Consider the following 23,422-nt stretch of genomic DNA (forward strand, 5'->3'; position numbering starts at 1 on the left):
CAACAAGGGGGATAATTCGGTCCACATCTTATCCGTCAGTAGCGTGCGGTCTGCATTCATAGACGATGAACAGCCACTTAATTGAGAACAGTTCCTAGCCTTCACCAAACAAAGAGGAAGCCTGCGGGCTTCCTCTTTTGCGTTTCTCTCCTCTGCCGTATGCCGCTTTTCGTTGCCGATTTACCTGCCATCAACCACGCCCGCGAACTGATGGCCGAGCGCGGCATGGTGCTGCTCGGCGTATGGGCACTGCTCAATCTGGTTGTCAGCGGCTACTATGTGGCACGCACCGATGCGCGTACTGAGGCGCACCACTTTCACTTCATGAACGTGGCCTGGAACGTGGTGAATACGTTGCTGGCCGTGTGGGGCGTGTTGCAGGCCAACCCTTGGGGCGTAGCGGGCCTCTCGCGTACCGAAAGCCTGGCGGCCCAGGCCCGGTTCGAGAACCTGTTGCTACTCAACGCAGCCCTCGATGTAGGTTACCTGCTCATCGGCCTTTGGCTGCACCGCCGCGCCGACTCGGCCGAGCGCCCCGAACGCCTGCGCGGCTACGCTCGCTCGCTGTGGCTGCAGGGCGGCTTCCTGCTCTTGTTCGATTTGACTTTCTATTTCGTTTACCACCAATTCGCGGCGCAGCTGTTGCCTTAAGCAGTCAGTCTCCCCAACAGAGAAAGGGCCTTATCCCGCTGAAACCAACCGTTAGTACGGTGTTTTCAGCGGGATAAGGCCCTTCCTTCGTCAGAATAACATACGGTTAAAGGTATGCTACTTTTTCCCGGTCAGGGCTTCCTTGATCTTCTCGTTGAAGTTGGGGATGTCCTGGGGGTTGCGGCTGGTGATGAGGTTGCCATCAACTACCACGGTTTCGTCGGTCCAGTGGCCGCCGGCGTTTTTAATATCGGTCTGGAGGCTGGGCCAGCTGGTTACTTTTTTGCCGCGCACCACGTCGGCTTCAATCAGCACCCAAGGGCCGTGGCAGATGGCGGCTACGGGCTTGCCCGAGCGCACGAACTCGCCCACAAAGCTCACTACCTCCGGCTTCGTGCGTAGCACGTCGGGGTTCATCTGGCCGCCGGGCAGCACCAAGGCATCATAGTCGGCCACTTTCACGTCGCCGATTACCTTGTCCACATCTACTTTGTCGCCCCAGTCCTTCTCGTCCCAGCCCTTAATCGAGCCGCTTTTCAGCGAGATGACGTGTGCTTCGGCACCTTCTCCTTCGAGGTATTTTTTGGGCTTCTCCAGCTCCGACTGCTCGAAACCGTCGGTGGCGATAATGGCTATTTTTTTGCCTTTGAGGGCGTCGCTTCCAAGAATACTCATTGCGCATTGGGATTATGGTAGGAAAATAAAAAACCGAAGGCGCCGGGCGCCTTCGGTTCTTCTCTAACGGCTGCCGGGGCCGGAGGTTGAGTAGGATTTTGGCCTCAGGCCATTACGGCCGGTTGTCAGTCTTCGCCTTTGCGGGCGCTTTTGAAGTGCTTACGCAACTCCCGAACCCGCTCGTCGAATCCGTCGGGCTCGTAATCCACCTCGTTCACATCAAGCTGCTCGAGCAGCTCCATCAGGGCAGGCGAGTGTTCGGTGCGGGTGCCGCCGGGCAGGCGTACCAGGGTCATTTCCGACCATAGCAGGGCTTTCAGCTGCAGGCTGTCTTCGCGCAGCATCTGCATCTCTACCACCAGGTTCGAGTTATCGAAATGGATGAGCTGGGTACGAATGCGCACGGTTTCGGCGTGGCGGGCGGGCCGCAGGTAAGCAATGTGGTGCTTGGTAATCACCCAGCCGGCGGCCTGCTCCTGCGCCTGCTGGCCCAGGTTCAGGGCGTAGTGTTGCAGGGCGTGCTCTTCGCGGGCGTTCAGGAAGTAATCGAGGTAGCGGGCGTTGTTGAGGTGGCCGAGCATGTCGCAGTCCTGAAACCGGACGCGGTGAGTGGTTTCGGGCGTTTGAACGAGGGGGACAGACATAGAAAGCAGGCGGTGGAAAAGCGGGCCGGAAAAGGAGACTGATTGGGTTGAGGCGGCTACTTTTTACGGGCCCGCATCTGCTCCTGCACCTGCTTCTGCTTGGCTTTCAGCTGCTGGTATTGTTCGGGGCTGAGCACCTGCTGCAGCTCACGGTCGGAGGTAGCATTGATGCTTTTGAGTTCGGCCAGCAGCGCCGGGCGGTCGGTTTTAAGGCGTACCTGGGCCTGCTTAGCCTGCTCAAGGGTGCTGGTGAAAATCTTTCGCACGCTGCTGCGTTGCTCGTCGGTCAGGTTCAGCTGCTCGGTCAGCACGTCGGTCAGGTCGCGGGCGGCGGGCGGGGCGGCGGCTACGGCCTTGGCTTCGGCCCGCACCTCGCGGCCCGATTTGGCAGGGGCCGCGGTGGTGCTGGTAGCTACAGCCGCCGGCCGGCGCGCACAGGCGCTGCCCAGCAAACCAGCCGCCAGCACCATCGCCAAAGGAGTACGAAAAGTCATAAAGAAGAAATTCAGGGAGCAAAAATCCTACCTACGCGAAAAGCCGCGCCGGGTCTGATTTCAGTGAAAGTGCGAAACGGCACCTAATTCTGAGCGAAGGCATAACGGTAGTTGAAGAATGACGCGCTTAGCACTTTCGCATACGTCGGAATAAGTTTACCAACACGACGAAAGGGCGAAGTTTGCGAACAGTTGGTCAATGCCTTGTTCTAACGGCGGGCGGGGACACCCGCAGGACAGCGCAGCTAAGCCCCGCCCCTACACCGACCTCCCAGCCTATGGTTAATTATTCAACCTGCCTTAAGCTGCTGGGCCGTGTAGTGCGCAAGGGCCATAATGGTGAGCATGGGGTTGACACCGCTGCAGGCCGGGAAAGCCGAACCGTCGGCCACGAACAGGTTTCTCACTTCGTACAGTTCGCCGCTGGGGCTGGCCGGATGCGTGGCCCGGTCGCCCCCCATACGGCAGGTGCTCATCTGGTGGGCGCTATACAGGCCAAACTGGTTGGCTTTCCAGCTGAGGTTGGGCAGCCCGTCGAGCACTGCGGGGTTGAGGAGGTGGCCGTTTTCGGCATGCAGCAGCGGCAGCGTACCATGAGGCAGCAGCACCGTACGGGCCCCGGCGGCCACCTGTATTTCGGCCGCCGCGCGCACCCCGCGCAGCATGTTGTGGCGGTCAAAGTCGCTGAGGCTGTAATCGATGAGGGCCTGACCGTGCTTGTCGACGGAAACCCGGCCGCCGTCCCGGTCGCGGGTAAGTACAATGAACGAACCGATATGCGCGGCCTCGTGCATCAACTCCTTGTGCTGGCGGCCCGACAGCCAAGGCATCACCATGCTCATCAGGCCGGGATGGGCGGGCGGGGTTTCGATTTTAGCGCCGAAGTTGGTGCCGTCGAGCATGGTAAAACCGTCATTCACCACCGACATCATCGGCCCGTGCCAGGAGTTCATGCGCTGCGGATACACGCCCGAAACCACCACCGTAGGATGCAGGTGCAGGTGCTGACCCAGGTGCGGGTGGCGCAGGCCGCTGCGCAACAGCAGCGCCGGCGTCTGCACGGCCCCGCCGGCCACTACCACCCGCTTGGCCCGCACCGTTACGCGCACCGGCCGGCCGTCGGGGCCGGTGTAGGTGGCCTCGGCGCCGGTGGCGCGGCCCTGGGTTACGGTTACGCGCGCTACTTCTGTATCGCACAGCAACCGGGCACCGTGCTCGAAGGCGGTTTGCAGGTAGGTATTCAGCGTGCCCTGCTTTACGTTGTGCCGGTCGCCGAAACAGCTGTAGCCCATGCCGGCAAAGTGCTCCTCGCAGTCGGCCGACGGGTGACGCTCGTTGCGCGGAATCAGCTTCACCTCCTGCCCCAGCCGCCGCGAGCCATCGAGCAGGGCCTGGTTCTGGCCGTTGTGGCGCACGTAATCGATGTTCACGCCCAGCGTACGGCTCACGGCATCGAGGCTCTGCTTGAACTCCATCGACGTAAAATGCGGCACCTGATGCTCGCGGGCCCACTCCTGCAACACGTAATCGGGGGTGCGGAAGGCGCCGGCCCAGTTAACAGTGGTGCCCCCGCCCAGGCAGGAACCCGCCAGCAGCGCCACGCCGCCATCCTGGGTGCCCAGCGTACCGCGGGCATCATAAAGCTGGCCCAGCATGTCCACCTCCCGCTGTGTGAAGTCGTTGCCGTGGAAGTACGGGCCTTTTTCAAGCACCAGCACCTCGTGGCCGGCGGCGGCCAGTTCGCCGGCCACTACGCCCCCCCCCGCCCCGCTGCCAATTACCAGCACGTCGCAGTCATAAGTAATATCCTGCGTGGGCTGCAGTGTCTGCAACGGCCGGGCGGCGGCCGGTTGGGGTACCACAGTTTCGGCTGGCACCTGGGGACCGTCGTAGCCGATGGCCTCCCACACTAAATGAGCGGTTTCGGGCTGCGAGCCGCCGTAATACAGAAACACGCACAGCTTGCGCAGCGCCTGAAACCCCTTCCGCAGCTGTCCTACCTGCGAGGAAGCCCAACTTTGCAGCAGCTTTTCGCGCTGCCCGGCATCAAGCCTTACAAACGATTTGAGAGGCCCGAACCACGTCAGGCCCAGAGCCGGCGAATCGAGCAGCCGCAGCAGCTGCTCGAACTCCTGCTGCGCCCCGGCCGGCTGCGCCGACAGCGCCTCAGCCATCTTATCCAGATCAATACCTTCGGAGCCTCGCCGAGCCCAGTAAGCAGCGTCTTCGGTCCCAGGGGGCGGAGCCAGCGCAGGAACGAACGTATCGGCGAGGGCGCGCAGGGTGGTGCGCTGGGCTTCGGTAAACTGCATGGTAAGCGGAAAATCGGGCAGTACTACCCACCGGAAAGCAGGCCCTAAAAGGTCGGCATTTTTCCTGAAAACTACTCGGCTTGCATACTAAAAGCGTTAAACAAGTGAGTTGCTGGATGCGGAAAATCGTTTGTCATCCTGAGCAGAGCGAAGGACCTATCACGCCTGACTTACCCTGCCAATGGCTAGTTTCCGCGCAAAAAATGTCCTTCGCTGCACTCAGGATGACAAACAAGCTTCCCAACTCGCCAACCCGCTTATTCACCGTTACAGCCAGCGCAGCAGCAGGCTTACCATTTTGCTTACTCCGTTGGTGTAGGGCGGGTACAGCGGCTTTAGGGCCGTGAAGCCTACCCGCTGCTTGAGCACCGATTTTTCGTTGCTGAAGGCCATGAAGCCAGCATGACCGTGGCAGCGGCCGATGCCGCTGTTACCGAAGCCGCCGAAGGGCAGCTCGGGGTGGGCCAGGTGCAGAATAGTTTCGTTGACGCAGGCGCCGCCGGCCGGAATGTTCTGGAGCAGGTAGCGCTGGTTTTCCTTGTCCTGCGTGAACACGTAGAGCGCCAGTGGTTTGGGATGGGCATTCACCATATCAACGGCCCGCGAGAGGCTGCTGAAGGTGCTTACCGGCAGCAGCGGCCCAAAGATTTCCTCCTGCATAATGCGGCTGTCGGCAGGCGCATCGAGCAGTACGGTGGGTTCGATGAAGCGCTGGGCGGCATCGGTTGTGCCCCCGAACACGACTTCGGCGCCCTGCTGGCGGGCGTCTTCGAGCAGGCCAGCCACGCGCCCGAAATGGTGGTCGTTTACGATGCGGGCAAAAGAACCGGACTCGCTGACGGGCCGGCCTTCGGGGGAGTAAAAGCGCTGAGTGGCGGCGCGCATTTCGGCCACCAGCTCATCGCGCACGGCCTCGTGTACCAGCACATAATCGGGGGCTACGCAGGTCTGGCCCGCGTTCAGGCCTTTGCCCCAGATTATTTTCTCGGCCGCGTCGCGCAGATCGGCCGTTTCGTCGACTACGGCCGGGCTTTTGCCGCCCAGCTCCAGCGTTACGCTGGTAAGGTGCTCGGCGGCGGCGCGCATCACGATCTTACCCACCTGCGGGCTGCCTGTGAAGAAAATATGGTCGAAGGGCAATTTCAGCAGTTCGGTGGCTACGTCCTTGTCACCCTGCACTACAGCTACCTCGGCCTCATCGAACAACTCGCGACACATACGGGCCAGTAGTTCGGCCACGGCGGGCGTCATCTCCGACGGCTTGATGATGGCCGCGTTGCCGGCGGCCAGGGCCGAAATTAAGGGGTCGATGGCCAGGTAAAAAGGATAGTTCCAGGGCGCAATAATCAGCGTAACGCCCTTGGGCTCGGCTTGTACCCAGCCATGGGTGCCCACCAGGGCCATGGGCGTGCCCACACGGCGCGGGGCCGCCCATTGTTCCAAGTGGCGCAGAGTATGGCGCAGTTCCGTCTGCGACGACCAGATTTCGGTGACGTCGGTTTCGACGGCGGGCTTGCGGAAATCAGTGTACAGAGCCTCACAAATGGCGTCGCGGTTATCGGTCAGCCAGGCATCGAGGCGGCGCAAACGGGCGGCGCGGCTGCTCACGGCCTCGCGGCGCAAGGCCTCGGCACGGCCCCGCTGCAGGGCAAACAGCGCCGGTATAGACAGTTGGGTAGCAGCGGGGGCAGTGGGAGCAGAAACCATAGGAAGGAGTATAAAATAGATGAAACGCGCCTGACCCAATACGGAAGGCGCTGGCTGTTCATACCTCCAAAGCCCGGCAATTGTTCAGCTGACCAGCAGTACCACTACGGTAGAGCGAAGGCGAAATCGTAGCTTGCGATGCATCAAATGCCTTTTTCCCTTCCTTTTTATGCTCAACCGCAACAGCTACTTCATTCGCGAACATGTGGGCGCCTTTAAGCTCAAAGACACCTACGACATCCTCGACCCTGAAACCCAGCAGCAGCTGGCTTACGCCGTGGAAACCACGCCTGGTTGGGTGCTGGCCCTGCGCCTGGTAGTGGGCAAGCAGATGCTGCCGGTAACCATTACGGTGCGCGAGCACGCCGAAGCACCGCCGCTGTTCCGTATCGAGCGGGGCTTCACGTTTATGCGCTCGAAAGTGCACGTGTACGATGCGCAGGACCAGCCCGTAGGCTATTTCAAGAGCAAGCTCTTCACGCTGGGCGGCGGTTTTAATGTGTACTCGCCGCAGGATGTGTTGGTAGCCGAAGTAAAGGGCAACTGGAAGGGCTGGGACTTTACGTTTGTCAGCGCCACGGGCCAGGAAATTGGCCTTGTTACGAAGAAATGGGCCGGTTTGGGCCGCGAGCTGTTCACTACGGCCGATAACTACCTGATTTCCATTCACGACATGGGCGCGCAGCAGGCGGCCTCCAACATACTGCTACTGGCCGCCGGCTTGGCCATCGACACCGTGTTCAAGGAGCAGTAGTTTGTAGTGGTCAGAGAAGAATGACGTGCTTCTCTGACCACTACAACCCTACCTTTTCTTCTTCTTGTTTTTCTGCAGGTAAGCCCCGGCCTCTTTCTGGGCCTCCGATTTGCGGTCGGCCTTCTTGAACACCTCCTGGTAGTAGCGGGTGGCGTCTTCGGGGTTGTTCTGCTTGACAGATATGCGGGCCAGGTTGAGCAGGGCGTAGAGGTAGAACCCCTGCTGGTTGTCGCCGGTGCTTTCGGAGAACACCACGCAGCGCTGGTAGTAGTCGCGGGCCTTGTCGAGGTCCTGGTAGCGGCTCTCCATCAGGCTGCCCAGAAAAAACGTAGCGTAGCGCCCGCTGATGCCTTCGTAGCCCGGCATGCCCCGGTTTATCTTGTCGAGAATGTCGCGGCTGACCCGCTCACACTCCCGCAGGTCACCCACCTGGTAGCTCATCAGGGCATAAAAGCGCTGAAAGTAGCCGTTGTCGGGGTAGGTAGTGGCCATCTGCTGGGCGATGGGCAGGGCTTCAGCCGGCTTGTTTTCCTGGTTCTGCAGAATTTTCATCAGGAACACCTTCGCCTCGGGGCCGGTATAAAAGCCATTGGCCGCCACGTTGCGCAGCTGTTGCAGGCCCAGCTGCTTGTTGCCCCTCGGGAAAAACAGCATCACCGGCCGTAGCAGCGGGTAGTTGTCGGCAATCCAGGGAGCATAATAGTTGATGAGGGCCTGGCCAAACAGGAACTCGGGGCTGAGGCCGTTGGCCTCGCGGCTCTTTTCGAGGTAGCTGAGGGCCCGCTTGCTCTCGACGGTGGCCTTGCGCCAGTTGCTGCGCTCGGCGTTCAGGCGGGCCGAAAAACCATAGGCCGCCGACAGGAAAAAGCTAGCCTCGTAGTTCTTATTGTCTTTCTTGTAAAGTGCCTCGCCCCGGGTAACAGCCGTGTCCATGTAGGCCAGAAACACCTTGTCGTACTGCTTATTGGTGATGTTGCTGGGCATTATTTTCCACCAGGTGCTGAGCCCGAGCAGAAAATACGGCATGGGGTGCTGGGGGTAGCGGCGGCGCAGGCTCCGGAACTGCCGCTCGGCCTTGTCGTACTTGAAATTGTAGAGGTTATACACCGCGCCCTCCAACTCTGTCTGAATATCCTTATCGAGCAGCAGCCACCCCGAAATATTGGCTGCAAGGGGGGCTACATCTACATTTTCGAGGCGGATACGGGTGGTGTCGGGCTGCTGAGCCCAGGCGGTGCTCGGCAGGCAGAGCAGCAGAAGGGCCGAGCACAGCAGGAATGAACGCATAGGGTACAGCTTGGGTGGCCCCAAAATACGAGCAAAAAGGTCGGGGGAGTTCCCTCTCATACGGAAGCGGGCAAAAAAAAGAGGCTGAAGCTCCCACAGCCTCAACCTCTTTTGCGTTTGCCGACCCTTAAAAAGGCCCGGTAAACGGCCAGCGACTAAAATTCCCACCCAAAGTCGCTGGATATCTGGTGCAAATGTACCACCCTCTCTACACTTGACATGCCCGCGGCCTTTATCCCTTAAGCCAGCCTAAGCGGCGGGGAATTTGCAGATTCCTCGCCCAGGACGCGGCCACAGGCCGGCAGTTGGTATGCTGTTGTAAAACCTGTGCTTACTGCACAGAAGCAGACCTTGCAAGCCTGCCTTTAGTACCGAAGCCGATTCTACTATACAAAGGTCACTAAGCTTCAGCTAGATAACCACTACCTTATTCGCCATTCATAGTGCTTGGTTGACCAATTGTATTAACTTCACGTTCCCATCCCGCCATTGAGGCACCACCCTGCGTCGTGAAGCTACAGTTTGAACCCATCCACCCTACCGCCGACAGCTCGTTTACGCTGTTGCACTACACGCAGGTAAGCAAGGCCGACCTGCTCTGGCACTATCACCCCGAGTATGAGCTGGTATATATCCCGCGGGGCCACGGCCGGCGGCATATCGGGCAGCATATTTCGCGGTTCGAAGATGGAGAACTGGTGCTTATCGGCCCCGACCTGCCCCACCTGACCTTCAGCTACGGCCAGCCGGTAGGTACGCCGTTCGAAGAAATTGTGGTGCAGCTGCGCGGCGACTTTCTGGGGCCTGATTTCTGGGAGCGTTCGGAGATGGTGGCTATCCGGCAACTGCTGGCCCGCTCGCACGAGGGGCTGTCGTTTGGGGCCGCTACCCGCCAGGCGGTGGGCCCGCTGTTGCGGCAGCTGCTGGTAGCGCCACCCTTCGCGCGGCTGCTGCTGCTGCTGCAGGCCCTGCAGCAGCTGGCCCAGGCCGCCCCCACCCCCGACTGCCAGCCGCTGCACGCCGGTGCCGGGGGGCAGGGCCTTACCGGTAAGGAGCAGCAGCGCCTGAGCCGGGTGTACCAGTTTGTGGAGCAGCACTACCAGCGCGCCACGCTCTCGGTGCAGGAAGTAGCCGATGTGGCTTACCTGTCGGTGCCGGCCTTCTGCCGCTACTTTAAAAAGATGACCCGCCACACGCTCACCGACTTCGTGCAGGAGTACCGTGTGGGCCAGGCCTGCCGGCTGCTGCTCGACGACGACCTGGCCATTACCCAGGTCTGCTACGCCTGCGGCTTCAACAACCTGTCGCACTTCAACAAAACGTTCCGCAAGTTCACCGGCCAAAGCCCCACCGAGTACCGTCGCCAGCGGTTGGGCGGGGGCTGAGCCGAAGCTAGGGGACAGCTCCTTTCAGCCCCCCCCCGCTTAGCCCATTCCTGTGTGCGCCGGAACAAGCAGCGGGCCGCGGGTGTCTGGCTGAGTGATGCCTACGCTGAACCCGTTTTTGCTGCTGTTGCACCTGCTGCGGCCCGCGCCCGAAGCGCCGCTGGTGCTACGGCCCGTTGCGCCCGGTTTCGGGCCGGTACTGTTCAGCATAGCTGCCGTGCGCGACGAGCGGCCGGGCCGGCCGGCCGTGGCGCTGCTGCTGCCCGCCGCCATGGCGGCTGGTACCGTACCGGTAGCCCGGCCGGTTGAATTGCGCGGGGGCACTGCGGCGGCGCTGCAACAGTTTGCTGCTGCCACGCTACCAGCTGCCGCTACCGGCCGCTACCCCATAACGCTGCGGGTGCAGGAGTTGCAGGTGCGCGAAACGCCCGGGCCAAATGGCGCCGCTGCGGGTACCATTGCCCTGCACCTGACGTTTGAGTGGCGCAATGCCGAAGGCCGACCAATTACGCTGACCGACTACCGCGGCACAGCCCGCTACGGCCGCGGCCGCGCCAACCGGGCCGTGGTAGAAACTGCGCTGGGCCAGGCCCTGCTGGGTGGCTTGCGCTATTTCAACGGTTGGCTGGCCTCGGCGGCGGGCCACGATATCCGGCTGGCCTCGGCTGTGCATCCCACCTTCCGCTACGACACCCGCCAGACCGAGCCCGACACACTGTTCTACGACCCGGCCCGCCCCCTGGTCTGGACCGATTTCACGGGTACGCCCCGGTCCAAAGGCAAGTATGCGGCGGCGGTGTTTCCGAGCTTCGGCTACCGGACCCGGCCGCGGGTGCGCCAGGGGGTAGTGGTGCTGGATATCGAGCTGCAGGTGTATGTGGTGCGCACCTCCTCGTGGGTGGCCGAGGGGCAACGCACGGCCTACAGCCTCAACCACGAGCAGCGCCACTTTGATATCGTGCGACTGGTGGCCGAGCGGTTTCGGCGCAAAGTAGGCCCCGACAGCCTCACCGTGGCCGATTATCAGAGCATTCTGGGTTGGCAGTACCTGGATTCCTTCCGTGAGATGAACCGCCTGCAGGACCAGTACGACCAGGAAACGGCGGGCGGCACCAACGCCGCCGCCCAGGCCCGCTGGAACCAGCGCATCGAGGCCGAGCTGCGTGGATTTGGGGTGATAAAGAAAGGTACCTGAGGCAGTTGACGGCCGGAATGAGAGTGGTGGTTGAAAATAATTCAACTTCTTCGATATAGCTGTTTCTTTTGATCCGTCTTCCACCTTATTCCCTTCGCTTTATGCTACGTAAACTAGCTCTGGTCCTGCCTGTCTGCTTTGGTGCCAGCTCCGCGCTGGCTCAGGGCAGCTTCAACCAGCCCCGGCTCGACAGCCTGCTTACCAGCCTGGAAACCCACCATCGGGCCATGGGCAGCCTCACGTTGTCGCAGGCTGGCAAAGTGGTGTACAACCGCGCTTTTGGGCAGCAGCAGCCGGGTGTGCCGGCTACCCCGGCCACTCGCTACCGCATTGGCTCCGTCAGCAAGCTGTTTACCGCAACCATGCTTATGCAGCTCGTGGAAGAAGGGAAGCTGAAGCTGGATGCGCCGCTGGCCACCTGGTTTCCGCAGCTGCCCAACGCCACCCGCATCACCGTCGACCAGCTGTTGCACCACCGCAGCGGCCTGCACAGCTTCACCAGCGACGCGGCTTACGCAACGTACATGAACCAGCCCCAAACCCAGGCCCAGATGCTGGCAATTATGAGCAAGCCGGCTCCGGATTTTGAGCCGGGGGCCAAGTTCGAATACAGCAACACCAACTACGTGCTGCTGGGCTACATTGTGGAGAAGGTGACGGGCCAGCCCTACAAACAGGCTCTGCAAAAACGCATTACCGGCAAGCTGGGCCTGAAGGACACCTATCATGGTGGCCCGATTGATCCCCGGCAGCAGGAAGCAGCCTCATTCATCTGGTCGGGCAGCACCTGGTTGGCTAATCCGGAAACAGACATGACCATCCCCGGTGGAGCCGGCGCGCTGGTATCTACCCCCACCGACCTCACGCGCTTTATCGAGGGCTTATTCGGGGGACGGCTCGTGAAACCGGCCACCCTACAGCAGATGATGGCGTTACAGGACGGCTACGGCGCGGCCCTGACGAGTATCCCATTCGGCACCAAAAAAGGCTACGGCCACGGCGGACTTATCGATGCCTTCCAGTCCAGCCTCATCTACTTCCCCACCGACAAGCTGGCGCTGGCCTACTGCCAGAACGGGAATAACTTCCCGCTCAACGATGTGCTCATCGGGGCGCTGGCCAGCTACTACGGCACGCCTTACCGCCTGCCCGACCTGCGCCCGGCCACCCCAATGGCCCTTACTGCCACCGACCTGGCCCCGCTCACTGGTACCTACGCCAGCACCCAGATGCCACTCAAGGTCACGGTTACGGCATCTGGCACCACCCTCATTGCCCAGGCAACCGGCCAGCCGGCCCTGCCGCTCACGGCCAAATCGAAAACCCAGTTCACCTTTGAGCCTGCAGGCATCATAATGGATTTCGATGCGGACCGGCACACGTTTACGCTGCAGCAGGGCGGCGGGCGCTACCTGTTCACGCGCGAGTAGCAGCCGGCCCAAACGCAAAACAAAGGCCCCGCCCGGATTCACCGGGCGGGGCCTTTTATGTTGGGACTAAAAGCGAGGTTAGTCTTTTACCTTCACCTTGCCGTCGTCGGCGTCGGTTTTCACCTTGGTACCGTCCGGATACTCCACTTTGGTGTCGCCATCCTTGTCTATTTTAATCACTTTACCATTCGAGTATGTGATTTTGGTGTCGCCACCAAAGCGCTTCTCACGCTTCACAATGGTAGGGCCGGCGGGCTTGGCAGGCGCAGCCACTCTGCGAGCCGGGGCGGGCGTGTAGGGCGTACCGGCGTAGTAAGTACCCCTGTTTTCGGTATAGACACCGTATTGATCTTCGGTTACCACTCCTTTCACCGTGTTGTCGGTTTCATCGTTCACGGCCCGCTGGGCGGCGTAGAAACCGGTCGTGTCGGTGCGGTACTGGTTGTTTACCTCCGCAAAGCGGCGGCCCCGGTCGTAGTATCCCCGGCCAATAGTCGACACGGTGGTGGTATCGTCGAGTTCGAGGTCATTGGCAATCTGGGTTACCGTGCGGTCAGCATCGGCCCGGTAATCCATGTCATCGTTCACCACCACGGCCGTATCGGCCGAGGGCGTGGTGGCCGCATCCACGGCGGCCTGTTTGTCCTGGTTACAGGAAGCCATGGTCAGGGTGGCGGCGGCGGAAATCAGAAGCAGAGACTTATTCATCGGAAAAAGGTCAGGTGAGACAAACTACGCGGCCGGATATAGGCCAGTAGCTATACTTGCGTTACTTGGGCCTGATACGGGAGCATGCGCACCGGGGTTGTAGGGGCCGTGGGCAACCGGGCCGGGTTGCCTACCTTTGCGGCCGTGCCCGAACACCGTCATTTTTTGCTGTACAAGCCCTTTGGCTACCTGAGCCAGTTCCGGAGCGAAGATGCCCGTGAAGCGCGTAAAAAGCGCTTTTTGGGCGAACTGCACGATTTTCCGGCCGGTACCATGGCTGTGGGCCGCCTCGATGAGCATAGCGAGGGCCTGCTGCTGCTCACTACCAACGGCCTCGTAAGTGAGCGAATCCGCCGCAAGGACGTGGAGAAGGAATATTACGCCCAGCTCGACGGGCTCATCACCGAAGAGGCGTTGGCCCGCCTGCGCACCGGCGTCGAAATCAGCGTGGAGCATCAGCCCTACCAAACCTTGCCCGGCGCGGCCCGACGCCTGCCCGAAACGCCCGACCTGCCCCCCCGACCCCGCAAAATCCGCGACGACCGGCACGGCCCTACCAGCTGGGTGAGTATTACGGTTACGGAAGGCAAAAACCGCCAGGTACGCAAAATGACGGCCGCCGTGGGCTTCCCCACGCTGCGGCTGGTACGTGTGGGCATTGGGGGTGTAACGCTGGCCGGCCTGGCTCCCGGCCAGGTACTCGAAGTGCCCGATATTGTGGCGTTGGTGCTCGCCTGAGAGGCCCCCGGCACCCGGAATACTACCGGCTGTTTCGCGCCCCGCCGGCACCGGCGTATTTCTTCGGCAACGACCCGGGCAGCGGGGCCGCGCCGCGTCTCGGGTTGCTCAGAATATAGCCACAGAGTGTTCTTTTTGCGGGAAATATGGCGTAACTTTACCCCTGCCGCTATTGCTTAGCCCCGGCCGCGCTGGTTCACTCCGCGCCCCGCAGCCTTCCTGCAACACGGCTCACTTGCTTCCTGGCACTGCTGCTATTGCCCCCCTTCGCCAGAGTTCAATATAGGAACTTTGCTAGATTCGGGGCTGTTTAGTCCGGTAAGCACCTTTTGTACCACCCCGCTCCTGTCTGGCAGAGGCGACTCCGACATCAATCAAACATAGTATATGGGTAGATCACAGGCCACCTTCGGCAAAAGAGAGAACGAAAAGAAACGACTGAAGAAGCGCCAGGAAAAGGCGGAGAAGAAGGAGGAGCGCTTGGCCAACTCCAGCAAGGGCCAGGGCCTCGATGAGATGCTGGCCTATGTTGACGAGAACGGTAACATCGTAGACACTCCCCCAGATCCGACCAAGAAAAAGAAGGAGATTCCGCTCGAAAGCATCCGAATTGGCGCTATTCGCCAAGAGGACATGGAGGAGGAAGATCCGGTACGCTCCGGCTCGGTTACGTTCTTCAACGATTCGAAAGGGTACGGTTTCATCAAGGACCTGGCTACGCAGCAGAGCGTATTTGTACACGCCAACAACTTGGGCAGCCTCACCATCAAGGAAAACGATAAAGTGACCTTTGAGGTAGAGATGGGCCAGAAAGGCCCGAGTGCCTTCAATGTGAAAATGGCAGCGGCGGGCTAAACCCTCAGCTTCCGGCAGTGCCAGCAGCGGCGACTACTTCGAAAGAAGTAGTCGCCGCTGCCGTTTGAGCCCAGCCGACCACGGGGTGCCTACCCACAGCCAACCGCAACCTAGTCAACTGAATATAATTATGGCATTCTGAGATAAAGCCAACTTCGCACTACGGGTAAAACAGCAGGTTGCGTAGGGGCTAAAATTAGGTTTTTTGAATAGCCAACGGCTAATCTACCTGTTGCATAGCGGGGCAATATATTCTGTATCAAAGCTGTATATGAAAATCACTTCTATTAGTAGTATCCTGATTAATAATACATTTGCCGGATAGCGTAATGGCTGACCCGGTTGCTACGCCAATTCGTTCTCTCTTTTCCACAACCAATCCTTCTTTTCTATGAACAAGCTTTATGCCTACGGGCTCGGTGCGGCCCTGCTGGCCTCCGCTGCTCCGGCCCTCGCTCAAAACAGGGCCGCCGGCCCTACCTACTCGCTGGGGAGCCCGCAAAGCCTGGTGCGGCAGCTCGAAACTGAGGTGGCCGCCGACGTGGCCCGCCGCCAGCCCAAACCCACCGTTTCGTTGCGCGTAGCTGCCAACCAGAATTTCACCGGTCAGGTGAACTACCGCGAAGACCTGGCCTCGACCGGCGAGTATCTGGTGGGTGAGCTAGTGGGCGTACCGAACTCGTCGTTTTTTGTGCGGGTAGAGGGTACGCAGGTAGAAGGACACATTGTGCTCCGCGACACCAAGCGGGCCTACCGTTACTCGACCGACGCGCAGGGCAACGCCCAGGTGCAGGAAGTCGACATCAACCAGGTTATCTGTATCGACTACGATAAGCCCGTGGGTTACCAGGCCCCCGAGCCGGCTCCGGCCAACCGCGCCGCCACCACGGCCGCCGCAGTTGTTTCGCTGCAGAGCCTGCCCGGTGCCAAGGGCTGCATCTATATCGACCTTGATGGGCAGTATGTATCGGGTACGCCCTGGAACAACGGCAACCCCATCGACGCCGCACCTTCGGGCATCCAGAATGATGCGGCCAAGGTGCAGGCATTCTGGGAGCTGGTAAGCGAAGACTTCCGGCCCTTCGACATGAACGTGACCACCGATGAGGCCGTGTTCAATGCCTACCCCCAGAACATGCGCATGCGCGTGATTGTGACGCCCACCAACACGGCGGCTCCCGGAGCTGGCGGGGTGGCCTACCTCACGTCGTTCCGCTACAACAACGACACGCCCTGCTGGGTGTTCATGAGCGACCCTAAAGCAGGGGGCGAGGCAACCTCGCACGAGGTGGGCCACACGCTGGGCTTGAGCCACGACGGCCGCACCAGCCCCAGTGAGGGCTATTACCAGGGCCAGGGCTCGTGGGCCCCAATTATGGGTGTCGGCTACTACAAGCCCATCAGCCAGTGGAGCAAGGGCGAATACGCCAACGCCAACCAGACCCAGGATGACCTGGCCATTATGAGCGGCACAACCTACAACGTGGGCTACCGTGCCGACGACCACGGCAATACCACCGGCACGGCCACGCCCCTGGCCCGCAGCGGCGACAACCTAACCGGCAACGGCCTGATTGAGCGCGCCGCCGACCAGGATAACTTCAGCTTTACCACCAGCGGCGGCGCGGTGAGCTTCAGTGTAAATACGGTAGCCCGGTACGGCAACCTCGATGTGGTAGTGCGGCTGCTGAACAGCACCGGCGGCCTGATAGGCACCTACGATACCAGCGGCAGCCTCAACGCAACAGTGAGCACCACGCTGGGCGCCGGCACTTATTTCTTGCAGGTAGATGGTACCGGCGCAGCCAACCCCCTGACCGATGGCTACTCCGACTACGGCTCGCTGGGCACGTTTACGGTAGCTGGCACCGCCCCGGCGGGTGGCACCCCGCCTCCACCGCCACCCACTCCTCCTACTACTCCCACTCCGCCAACCCCACCAGTGGCCGTTACCTACTGCGCAAGCAAAGGCAACAACGTTGGCTACGAGTGGATTGACCTGGTTCGTCTGGGCAGCATCAACCGCACGTCGGGTGCCGATGGTGGCTACTACAACGGCACGGCCCTGAACACGAACATTACCGCCGGTTCGGCGCAAACCATCAACATCTCGGCGGGTTTCCGCTCGACGGCCTACAACGAGAACTGGCGCGTATACATCGACTACAACCAGGATGGCGACTTTACCGATGCCGGCGAAACGGTAGTATCGGGCTCCTCATCGAGTGCCGGCACGCTATCGGCTACCTTCACGGTCCCTTCTTCGGCCCTGACCGGTAAGACCCGCATGCGGATAACCATGAGCGACAACGCCGCCACCACCAGCTGCAATAACTTCACGTATGGCGAAACCGAAGACTACTCGGTTACCATTGTGGGCGGCGCGGCCGGTACCGAGGTGTACGTAGCGGCCCAGGGCGCGACAGTAGGCGACAGTCGTTTTGAGAAGGCGCTGACGCTGTACCCCAACCCCACGGCCAGCGTGCTCAATATTGTGCTGGCTGGTAAAGCCCCGGTTGTATCGGCTTCGATTACCGATTTGCGCGGTGCGAAGGTGGCCAACGTTCGTTTCGAGAACGGCCAGCTGAACGTAGCTAATTTGGCTACTGGCATGTACCTGCTCACCGTCAGCGACGGGCAGAAAACCTACCACGAGCGGTTTATGAAGCAGTAGCCTTCCCCACTACCATCTTAGGTGCCCAAACGGCGGCAGTTTCTTCGGAAGCTGCCGCCGTTTAGGTGCCTGGGCAGGCAACGGCTGCACTGGTAAAAGCCGCTGGGGTAATGCCGGATGAGGCCGCCGCCGTACCTTTGGGCCGGGCTGCTTCTTTCAATGGCCCCCGCTGGTTGATGCTTATGAAACAGTTTTTTGCTTCCTCGTTGGGCCGTTTGCGGCTGGTTGGCCTTCTGGAAGGGCTTTCGTTTTTGCTGCTGCTGGGCATTGCCATGCCGCTGAAGTACTTTTTTGGCCAGCCGGCGGCCGTTCGGGTAGTTGGCATGGCCCACGGGGCGCTGTTTGTGCTGTATTGCGTGCTCGTGATTGGGGCGGCGGTACAGTACAGCTGGTCGTGGCGCAAAACGGCGCTGGCCCTGCTTGCCTCCGTGGTGCCCCTGGGCACTTTCTGGGCCGATGCCAAGCTGTTCCGCGAAGAGGAAGCGGCTGGCTAGGCAATGGACCGGAGTCGGCGGATGTACTTTCGCAGCCCAGCCAGTGCCCGGCGACTTGTCCTTGTTTTTTACGTTTTCTCCTGATGAAGCGTCTGCTCTTTTACCCACTGCTGGCCCTGGCGGCCACTGCCTGCGCCCCACGGGCTGTCATCAAGCCCGCTACGCTCAACTTGGCGGGCCCGGCAGTGCTTGCCACTCCTACGGCCGCAACGGCCGAGTTTCTGGTAATTACCGAGGACCAGGTCTTCGAGGGGCCGGCCGAAGAGCTGGGCGACATCGTTATCCGCGACTCGGGTTTTACCTTGAGCTGCGACTACGAAACGGTGGTGGCCCTGGCTTCTGACAAGGCGCGGGCGCTGGGGGCCAACGCGCTACGCATCTATGAGCACAAAGTGCCGTCGATGAGAAGCACCTGCCACCAGATTCGGGCCCGGGCCCTGCGCCTGACCGACTTGGCGGCCCATGAGCGCGAAATCGTGTGGCAGCCCAACCGCCGGCTGCGGGTGGCCGATTTCAAGGGGCCCGTTGCCAACCGGCCGTTTCAGGCGGCTACCAGCAGCAACATCCGGTACCGCTACGCCGGGCTGGGGCTGGGCAAGGTTCGGCTCACGGTCGAAACCTACTTCAGTTGCCCCGACTCCTACTTCAAGCCCTCGGCCACCGATTCGCTGGTGCTGGCGCACGAGCAGGTACACTTTGATATTACGGAACTGTATGCCCGACGCTTTGTGCGGCAATTGGGGCAACAGGCCACCAACACGCGCGAGCTGCAGCAAAAACACGAAATCCTGTTCCGACAGCTTCAATCCGAGAGCCAGCTGCTGCAGGATGCCTACGACAGTGAAACCTACGAAGACCCCGCGCTGGTAGCGGCATGGCAACAGCGTATTGCCCGCGAGCTGGCCGAGCTACAGGCATACGCCGACAAAACCCTGACTTTCAAAGTAGCCCTTTAGCGCCTACAGCACCGCTTGCAGAAGTGGCGCCTCTCGTCGAACATTAGCTCCAGATCATGATTTTTGTGCTGCTTCGCTGGCTGCGTCTGCGCTTCGACCTGACCCAGGACATGGGCACGCCCGACGACATCGTGCAGGATGTAGAGGAGGGCCTGGTGTTCCGGGGTACCAACCTGTGGGTGCTCATGTTCGCCATTCTGGTAGCCTCGGTGGGGCTCAACGTCAACTCGACGGCCGTGGTAATTGGGGCTATGCTGATTTCGCCGCTGATGGGCCCTATTGTGGGCATTGGGTTCGGGGCGGCAACCGTGCGGGTCGAGATTATTCAGCGCGGACTTTCCAACCTGCTTTTGGCCACGGTTATCAGCCTGCTGGTGTCGGCGGCTTACTTCCGGCTCACGCCCCTCACCGATGCCGGTACCGAGCTGCTGGGCCGCACCGCGCCCACTACCTGGGACGTGCTGATTGCCTTGTTCGGGGGTGCTGCCGGCGCCGTGGCCCTCACGCGCCGCGAGAAAAGCAATGTGCTGCCCGGCGTAGCCATTGCCACCGCCCTGATGCCGCCGCTGTGCACGGCGGGCTACGGCTTGGCCATGGGCGAGTGGCAGTACATGTTCGGGGCCCTCTATCTGTACTCCATCAATTGCGTGTTTATTGTACTGGCTACGCTGCTGGTGGTGCGGATACTGCCCATTCCGCGGGCCACGTTTACCGACAGCGCCCGTGCCCGCCGCGTGCAGCTTACGGTGTGGGGCCTGGCTTTGCTCACGGCCATACCCAGCGTCTATCTGGCCGCCCGCATTGTGCGCCGCACGGTGTTCACCCACAATGCCCAGCGTTTTATAGAGGAGCAGTTCAACCTGGCCAACTCCTATGTCGTTACCCGCCGGCTCAATCCCGAAACCAACACTATCAATGTGCTGCTGGCCGGCCAGACACTTTCGCCGGAGCAGCTTCGGGTCCTGAAGGCCCGCCTGCCCGCCTATAGCTTGCCCGAAGCCCGCTTGGTTGTGCGCCAGGGCTTGGGGCGCCTCGACTCGGCCGACTCCCGCTCGTTGCGCCTGAGCCTGCTGGAAGACGTGCGCAACCTGGGCGAGCAGACGCTGGCCAGCTATGATGACCGGATTGCCCGACGGTTGCGGCGTATGGTGGCGGCCACCATTGTCCCGACGGGACTGCCAACCGATTCGCTGCTGCTGCGCGAGGTGCAGATTGAGCACCCGCTGGTGCGGCAGCTGGGCATCAGCACCCTTATCCAACCGGCTACCGACTCGCTCAAGGCCGACACGGTGGTGGTGGTAGCCCTGCGCAGCCGAAGGCCGTTGCCCCTGCCCGAAGCCCAGCGGCTGCGCCAGTGGCTGGAGCTGCGCAGCGGCGGATTGCGCCGCGTACGGCTGCTGGAACAGCCCGAGGCCGCCCGTTAGCAGCAGTGTTATGCAAAGCGAGCCGCCACACAAAAACGCTATGCCCCCGTTGTTACCTGCCTGGGCAACAACGGGGGCATAGCGTTATAATAAACATCAGGATAGCGAATAAAACGGCGACACTTACCCCTGTTGTAAAGAGTAGAAGACGCTTTCTTCGCTGCCGGCTAATCAGGCATCCGTTTTGTGGCCCCGGTACACCGATTCGCCGCTGGGTTTCCAGCTATTGTCGTCGTGCGTATCGTCGGAAGCGGCGTAGGCACTGTTGCGCTTGTTGCTCGTGGAGCGTAGGGCCAGCCAGCTCAAGCCGCTAACCAACAGGGCGCCACCCACTACTTTCTGGGTTGGGCTGAGCCGGTTTACCTGTTCTACGGCCTTCGACCCCAGATCTTTTACTTGTTTGGAAAGCTGATTTACATCAACATTCTGCAGCCACTGCTGCTGGTTGAGCCAGTCTTTGGCTTTGGATTCGAGACCGGCTGTCTGGCCGCTGGCCTGCTGGCTGGAAGTGCCAGTTGGCTGGTTGCTAGTTGAATCGTGCTGGCTGCGCGCGTTGCTGCTGCCGACTTGGCTACCGGCCGAAGAAGTGTTGCTGGACTCGGGGTGGGCGGGCGTGAAGGCAACGTGCTTGCCAGCAGCGTCGCCGGGCTGGTTGGTTTTCGAAGTACTCATAGCAAAAGGAAGTTAAAGTGGATGAATTGCCAGCGGGCGAACCCGGGCCTATTGTATAGTATTCGTGAAATGACCTTCCAGAGTTGCCATTTAACCCAGGTGTTTTGGCCGGCACCGGCAACGTGGCACCAAACATCCGGCCCGACTTTCCGTTGGGACAGTATTCTTTTCACTGCCTTCCCTGCTCATGCCCTTCACCCCTATTGCTACCCCCGCCCGCCGTTTTCAGGATAAAGTCTGCTTTGTTACCGGTGCCACCTCGGGTATCGGGCGGGCTACGGCCGTACGCCTGGGCCGCGAAGGTGGCCGCGTGGTCATCATCGGCCGCAATAAAGAGGAAGGACCGGAGTCGGTGGCGCTGGTGGAGCAAGCCGGTGGGCAGGCACTGTTCATCCGCTGCGACGTGGGCAAAGACGCCGACCTGAAGCGGGCTGTGGAGCGAACCATTAAAGAGTGGGGCCGCATCGACGTGCTCATCAACAACGCCGCTATGATGACTTTCGACCCCATCGCCAAGCTCGACCCCAAAGACTGGGACCAGTTGATGAATGTCAATCTGCGTTCCTTGTTCCGGCTCACCCAACTGTGTCTGCCCCATATGCAGGGCGGGGCCATTGTGGCCATCAGCTCGGTCCATTCTTTCCAGACTACGCCCAACGTAGTGCCGTATGCCGCCAGCAAAGGGGCCATGGATGCCTTTGTGCGGGGCCTGAGCCAGGAAATTCCGCATACCCACGCCCGGGTTAATTCGGTAGCACCCGGGGCCGTGGATACGCCCATGCTCTGGAGCAACCCCAACGTGAAAAGCGGCAAGGAGAAAATTACCGGCCAGGTGGGCACACCCGAAGAAATAGCCGCCGCCGTCTGCTTTCTGGCCTCCTCCGAAGCCAGCTTCATCAACGGCACCACCCTGGCCGTTGACGGCGGCCGCCTGGCAGCGCTCTAGCCAGTGAGTAAGGGAGTAGCTGTGTAAATGATTGAATGAGCAAGCTCGTCATTCGCTTCGCTCTGAATGACGAGCTTGCTCATTTTTTACTGATTTGGTCCTACAGCGCCCTATTTTGCTTTTGGCGTAGCGTGGCGCTCGGCAACCGTAGGCAGCGGGCGGCCCTGGGCATAATGATGGGCATCGCGCTCGGCGGCTTCGCGGGCTTCTATCTCGAACGGGATGTGGTAGTAGCCGTAGCGGGCCCAGCCCCACAGGTAGCGTACCAGAAACCCCAGCCGCCCGTGCTGCTCAAACTGCCGGATGTGCTCCATTTCGTGCGCCACCCAGAACGGGTCGCGTAGAAACTCCTCGCGCGTAACCCCGCTCAAGTGGATGCTACGGCCCAGCACCATCGCCACGTTGGGCACTGCCAGTTTCAGGCGGGCCAACCGGGCAAAGGGCGAGTTTTCTACAATGCGCGCTACCTGCATAAGGCAATAGGAAGAAGAAAGAGAAGGGCGAGGTGTACGCAATATAGGTTGGCCAAGTTGAGCTGGTTGCAAGACTATTTGCCAAATAATTTGACCTATACCGGGAAAATTTGTTTTTAACTGTTTTTTTTCTTGGCTCTTTGGTTGTTTCAGACCTAGCTTTACTCCACGCCTCTGTCCGGCCAGTTCGGAAAAGCAGCGGGCCAGTGTCTTAATCTTTTCGCTTTTGCCATCCGGATTCCCGGTTGCCTATCGAGTAACGAACATCTTTTGGAGCAGTGCGGCGCTTTCCGCCCATACTGTCAGCACCTTCCCGACGAACAGTGAAAAACAGCATCCTCTATTGCCTCGCCGCGGCCGCCATGGTCCTCTCCTTTTTATTCGAGCAAGCCCCCGCCGCGTCTGGCAACCTAGTGGTTGCTTCTTCTCAACAAGCCTCCCTGCTGGGCGGCCTGCTGCCCGCCGATGAAGGTGACAACGCCCGTATCCTGACTAACGCCGACTCGGCGGCCTACGATAAAGTAGCCGAGCGGCTAGGCATCGAGACTGACTACAATGAGAACAAGTCGCTGCTGGCGACCGTGGCTTCCTGGCTGGGCACGCCCTACCGCTATGGCAGCAGCAGCAAAAGCGGCACCGACTGCTCCGGCTTTGTTACCCGCGTATTTAAGGAGGTATACGGCCTCACGCTGCAGCGCAGCTCACGCTCCATGTTCGGCACGGTGAAGCGCGTCGACAAGGATGAAATGCAGACCGGCGACCTGGTATTCTTCCGTCGGGGTCCGGGCCAGCCCATCTACCACGTAGGTATTTACCTCAAGGACAACAAGTTTGCCCACGCAGCTACCAACGGTGGTGTAATGGTTAGCTCGCTGCGGCAGGCCTACTACAGCCGCAACTTTTACGCCGCCGGCCGCGTCGACCGTTAGGCGTCCTCATCCGACTTCA

At 60.6% G+C, this 23,422-nt stretch carries 22 protein-coding genes; 13 read left to right on the top strand and 9 right to left on the bottom strand.

From position 1 onward, the window contains the following. Positions 1–159: 159 nt before the first annotated feature. Positions 160–651 carry a DUF6992 family protein gene (locus tag J7E24_RS00850; protein WP_215134160.1) on the top strand — a complete coding sequence of 164 codons (492 nt, stop codon included), beginning with the start codon at positions 160–162 and terminating at the stop codon, positions 649–651. Between the two features lie 117 nt (positions 652–768). Here J7E24_RS00850 and J7E24_RS00855 read toward each other — a convergent pair whose 3' ends face one another. From J7E24_RS00855 to J7E24_RS00875, 5 genes are all read right to left on the bottom strand, one after another. Continuing rightward, positions 769–1,326, bottom strand: a complete 558-nt coding sequence (locus tag J7E24_RS00855; protein WP_215134162.1) for a type 1 glutamine amidotransferase domain-containing protein — start codon at positions 1,324–1,326, stop codon at positions 769–771. 125 nt (positions 1,327–1,451) lie between these two features. Then, on the bottom strand, positions 1,452–1,970 hold the full coding sequence (locus J7E24_RS00860; RefSeq protein WP_215134164.1) for an acyl-CoA thioesterase: 519 nt from the start codon (positions 1,968–1,970) through the stop codon (positions 1,452–1,454). 56 nt (positions 1,971–2,026) lie between these two features. After that, a complete protein-coding gene (locus tag J7E24_RS00865; protein ID WP_215134166.1) occupies positions 2,027–2,464 on the bottom strand; it encodes a hypothetical protein in 438 nt (145 codons plus the stop codon). Positions 2,465–2,754: 290 nt separating this feature from the next. Beyond that, positions 2,755–4,776, bottom strand: coding sequence for an FAD-dependent oxidoreductase (locus tag J7E24_RS00870; protein WP_215134168.1), 2,022 nt, complete (start codon positions 4,774–4,776; stop codon positions 2,755–2,757). A gap of 267 nt (positions 4,777–5,043) precedes the next feature. After that, positions 5,044–6,483 carry an aldehyde dehydrogenase family protein gene (locus J7E24_RS00875; RefSeq protein ID WP_215134170.1) on the bottom strand — a complete coding sequence of 480 codons (1,440 nt, stop codon included), beginning with the start codon at positions 6,481–6,483 and terminating at the stop codon, positions 5,044–5,046. 169 nt (positions 6,484–6,652) lie between these two features. On the opposite strand from J7E24_RS00875, the gene J7E24_RS00880 reads away from it, so the two are divergent. After that, the gene (locus J7E24_RS00880; RefSeq protein WP_215134172.1) at positions 6,653–7,237 is read left to right on the top strand and encodes a phospholipid scramblase-related protein; all 585 of its coding nucleotides are present in this window, start codon (positions 6,653–6,655) and stop codon (positions 7,235–7,237) included. Positions 7,238–7,285: 48 nt separating this feature from the next. On the opposite strand, the gene J7E24_RS00885 is transcribed toward J7E24_RS00880, so the two are convergent. Beyond that, positions 7,286–8,524: a tetratricopeptide repeat protein gene (locus J7E24_RS00885; RefSeq protein WP_215134174.1), complete on the bottom strand. Its 1,239-nt coding sequence runs from the start codon at positions 8,522–8,524 to the stop codon at positions 7,286–7,288. Between the two features lie 509 nt (positions 8,525–9,033). On the opposite strand from J7E24_RS00885, the gene J7E24_RS00890 reads away from it, so the two are divergent. From J7E24_RS00890 to J7E24_RS00900, 3 genes are all read left to right on the top strand, one after another. Further along, a complete protein-coding gene (locus J7E24_RS00890) occupies positions 9,034–9,909 on the top strand; it encodes an AraC family transcriptional regulator (RefSeq protein ID WP_215134176.1) in 876 nt (291 codons plus the stop codon). A 97-nt stretch (positions 9,910–10,006) separates the two neighbouring features. Next, positions 10,007–11,104: a hypothetical protein gene (locus tag J7E24_RS00895; RefSeq protein WP_215134178.1), complete on the top strand. Its 1,098-nt coding sequence runs from the start codon at positions 10,007–10,009 to the stop codon at positions 11,102–11,104. A gap of 101 nt (positions 11,105–11,205) precedes the next feature. Next, positions 11,206–12,534: a serine hydrolase domain-containing protein gene (locus tag J7E24_RS00900; RefSeq protein ID WP_215134180.1), complete on the top strand. Its 1,329-nt coding sequence runs from the start codon at positions 11,206–11,208 to the stop codon at positions 12,532–12,534. Positions 12,535–12,612: 78 nt separating this feature from the next. On the opposite strand, the gene J7E24_RS00905 is transcribed toward J7E24_RS00900, so the two are convergent. Further along, a complete protein-coding gene (locus J7E24_RS00905; protein ID WP_215134182.1) occupies positions 12,613–13,242 on the bottom strand; it encodes a T-complex 10 C-terminal domain-containing protein in 630 nt (209 codons plus the stop codon). 84 nt (positions 13,243–13,326) lie between these two features. On the opposite strand from J7E24_RS00905, the gene J7E24_RS00910 reads away from it, so the two are divergent. The 6 genes from J7E24_RS00910 (at position 13,327) to J7E24_RS00935 (ending at position 20,383) form a co-directional block, all read left to right on the top strand. Then, a complete protein-coding gene (locus tag J7E24_RS00910; RefSeq protein WP_215134184.1) occupies positions 13,327–13,980 on the top strand; it encodes a pseudouridine synthase in 654 nt (217 codons plus the stop codon). 387 nt (positions 13,981–14,367) lie between these two features. After that, positions 14,368–14,835 carry a cold-shock protein gene (locus tag J7E24_RS00915; protein ID WP_215134186.1) on the top strand — a complete coding sequence of 156 codons (468 nt, stop codon included), beginning with the start codon at positions 14,368–14,370 and terminating at the stop codon, positions 14,833–14,835. A 391-nt stretch (positions 14,836–15,226) separates the two neighbouring features. Then, positions 15,227–17,509: a GEVED domain-containing protein gene (locus tag J7E24_RS00920; protein ID WP_215134188.1), complete on the top strand. Its 2,283-nt coding sequence runs from the start codon at positions 15,227–15,229 to the stop codon at positions 17,507–17,509. Positions 17,510–17,691: 182 nt separating this feature from the next. Further along, positions 17,692–18,003: a DUF3817 domain-containing protein gene (locus tag J7E24_RS00925; RefSeq protein ID WP_215134190.1), complete on the top strand. Its 312-nt coding sequence runs from the start codon at positions 17,692–17,694 to the stop codon at positions 18,001–18,003. An 83-nt stretch (positions 18,004–18,086) separates the two neighbouring features. Continuing rightward, on the top strand, positions 18,087–18,959 hold the full coding sequence (locus J7E24_RS00930; protein ID WP_215134192.1) for a hypothetical protein: 873 nt from the start codon (positions 18,087–18,089) through the stop codon (positions 18,957–18,959). Positions 18,960–19,015: 56 nt separating this feature from the next. Then, positions 19,016–20,383 carry a DUF389 domain-containing protein gene (locus J7E24_RS00935; RefSeq protein ID WP_215134194.1) on the top strand — a complete coding sequence of 456 codons (1,368 nt, stop codon included), beginning with the start codon at positions 19,016–19,018 and terminating at the stop codon, positions 20,381–20,383. 171 nt (positions 20,384–20,554) lie between these two features. On the opposite strand, the gene J7E24_RS00940 is transcribed toward J7E24_RS00935, so the two are convergent. Then, positions 20,555–21,055, bottom strand: coding sequence for a hypothetical protein (locus J7E24_RS00940; protein WP_215134196.1), 501 nt, complete (start codon positions 21,053–21,055; stop codon positions 20,555–20,557). A 187-nt stretch (positions 21,056–21,242) separates the two neighbouring features. Here J7E24_RS00940 and J7E24_RS00945 point away from each other — a divergent pair, with 187 nt between their 5' ends. Further along, positions 21,243–22,001 (top strand): SDR family NAD(P)-dependent oxidoreductase, encoded by a 759-nt coding sequence (locus J7E24_RS00945; protein WP_215134198.1) that lies wholly within the window; start codon positions 21,243–21,245, stop codon positions 21,999–22,001. 110 nt (positions 22,002–22,111) lie between these two features. Here J7E24_RS00945 and J7E24_RS00950 read toward each other — a convergent pair whose 3' ends face one another. Next, positions 22,112–22,474, bottom strand: a complete 363-nt coding sequence (locus J7E24_RS00950; protein ID WP_215134200.1) for a hypothetical protein — start codon at positions 22,472–22,474, stop codon at positions 22,112–22,114. A 362-nt stretch (positions 22,475–22,836) separates the two neighbouring features. Between J7E24_RS00950 and J7E24_RS00955 the strand changes: the two genes are divergently transcribed. After that, positions 22,837–23,403, top strand: a complete 567-nt coding sequence (locus tag J7E24_RS00955; protein WP_215134202.1) for a C40 family peptidase — start codon at positions 22,837–22,839, stop codon at positions 23,401–23,403. Positions 23,404–23,422: the final 19 nt, after the last annotated feature.

This window comes from Hymenobacter sp. ISL-91 (genome assembly GCF_018613725.1).
Lineage (GTDB): Bacteria > Bacteroidota > Bacteroidia > Cytophagales > Hymenobacteraceae > Hymenobacter.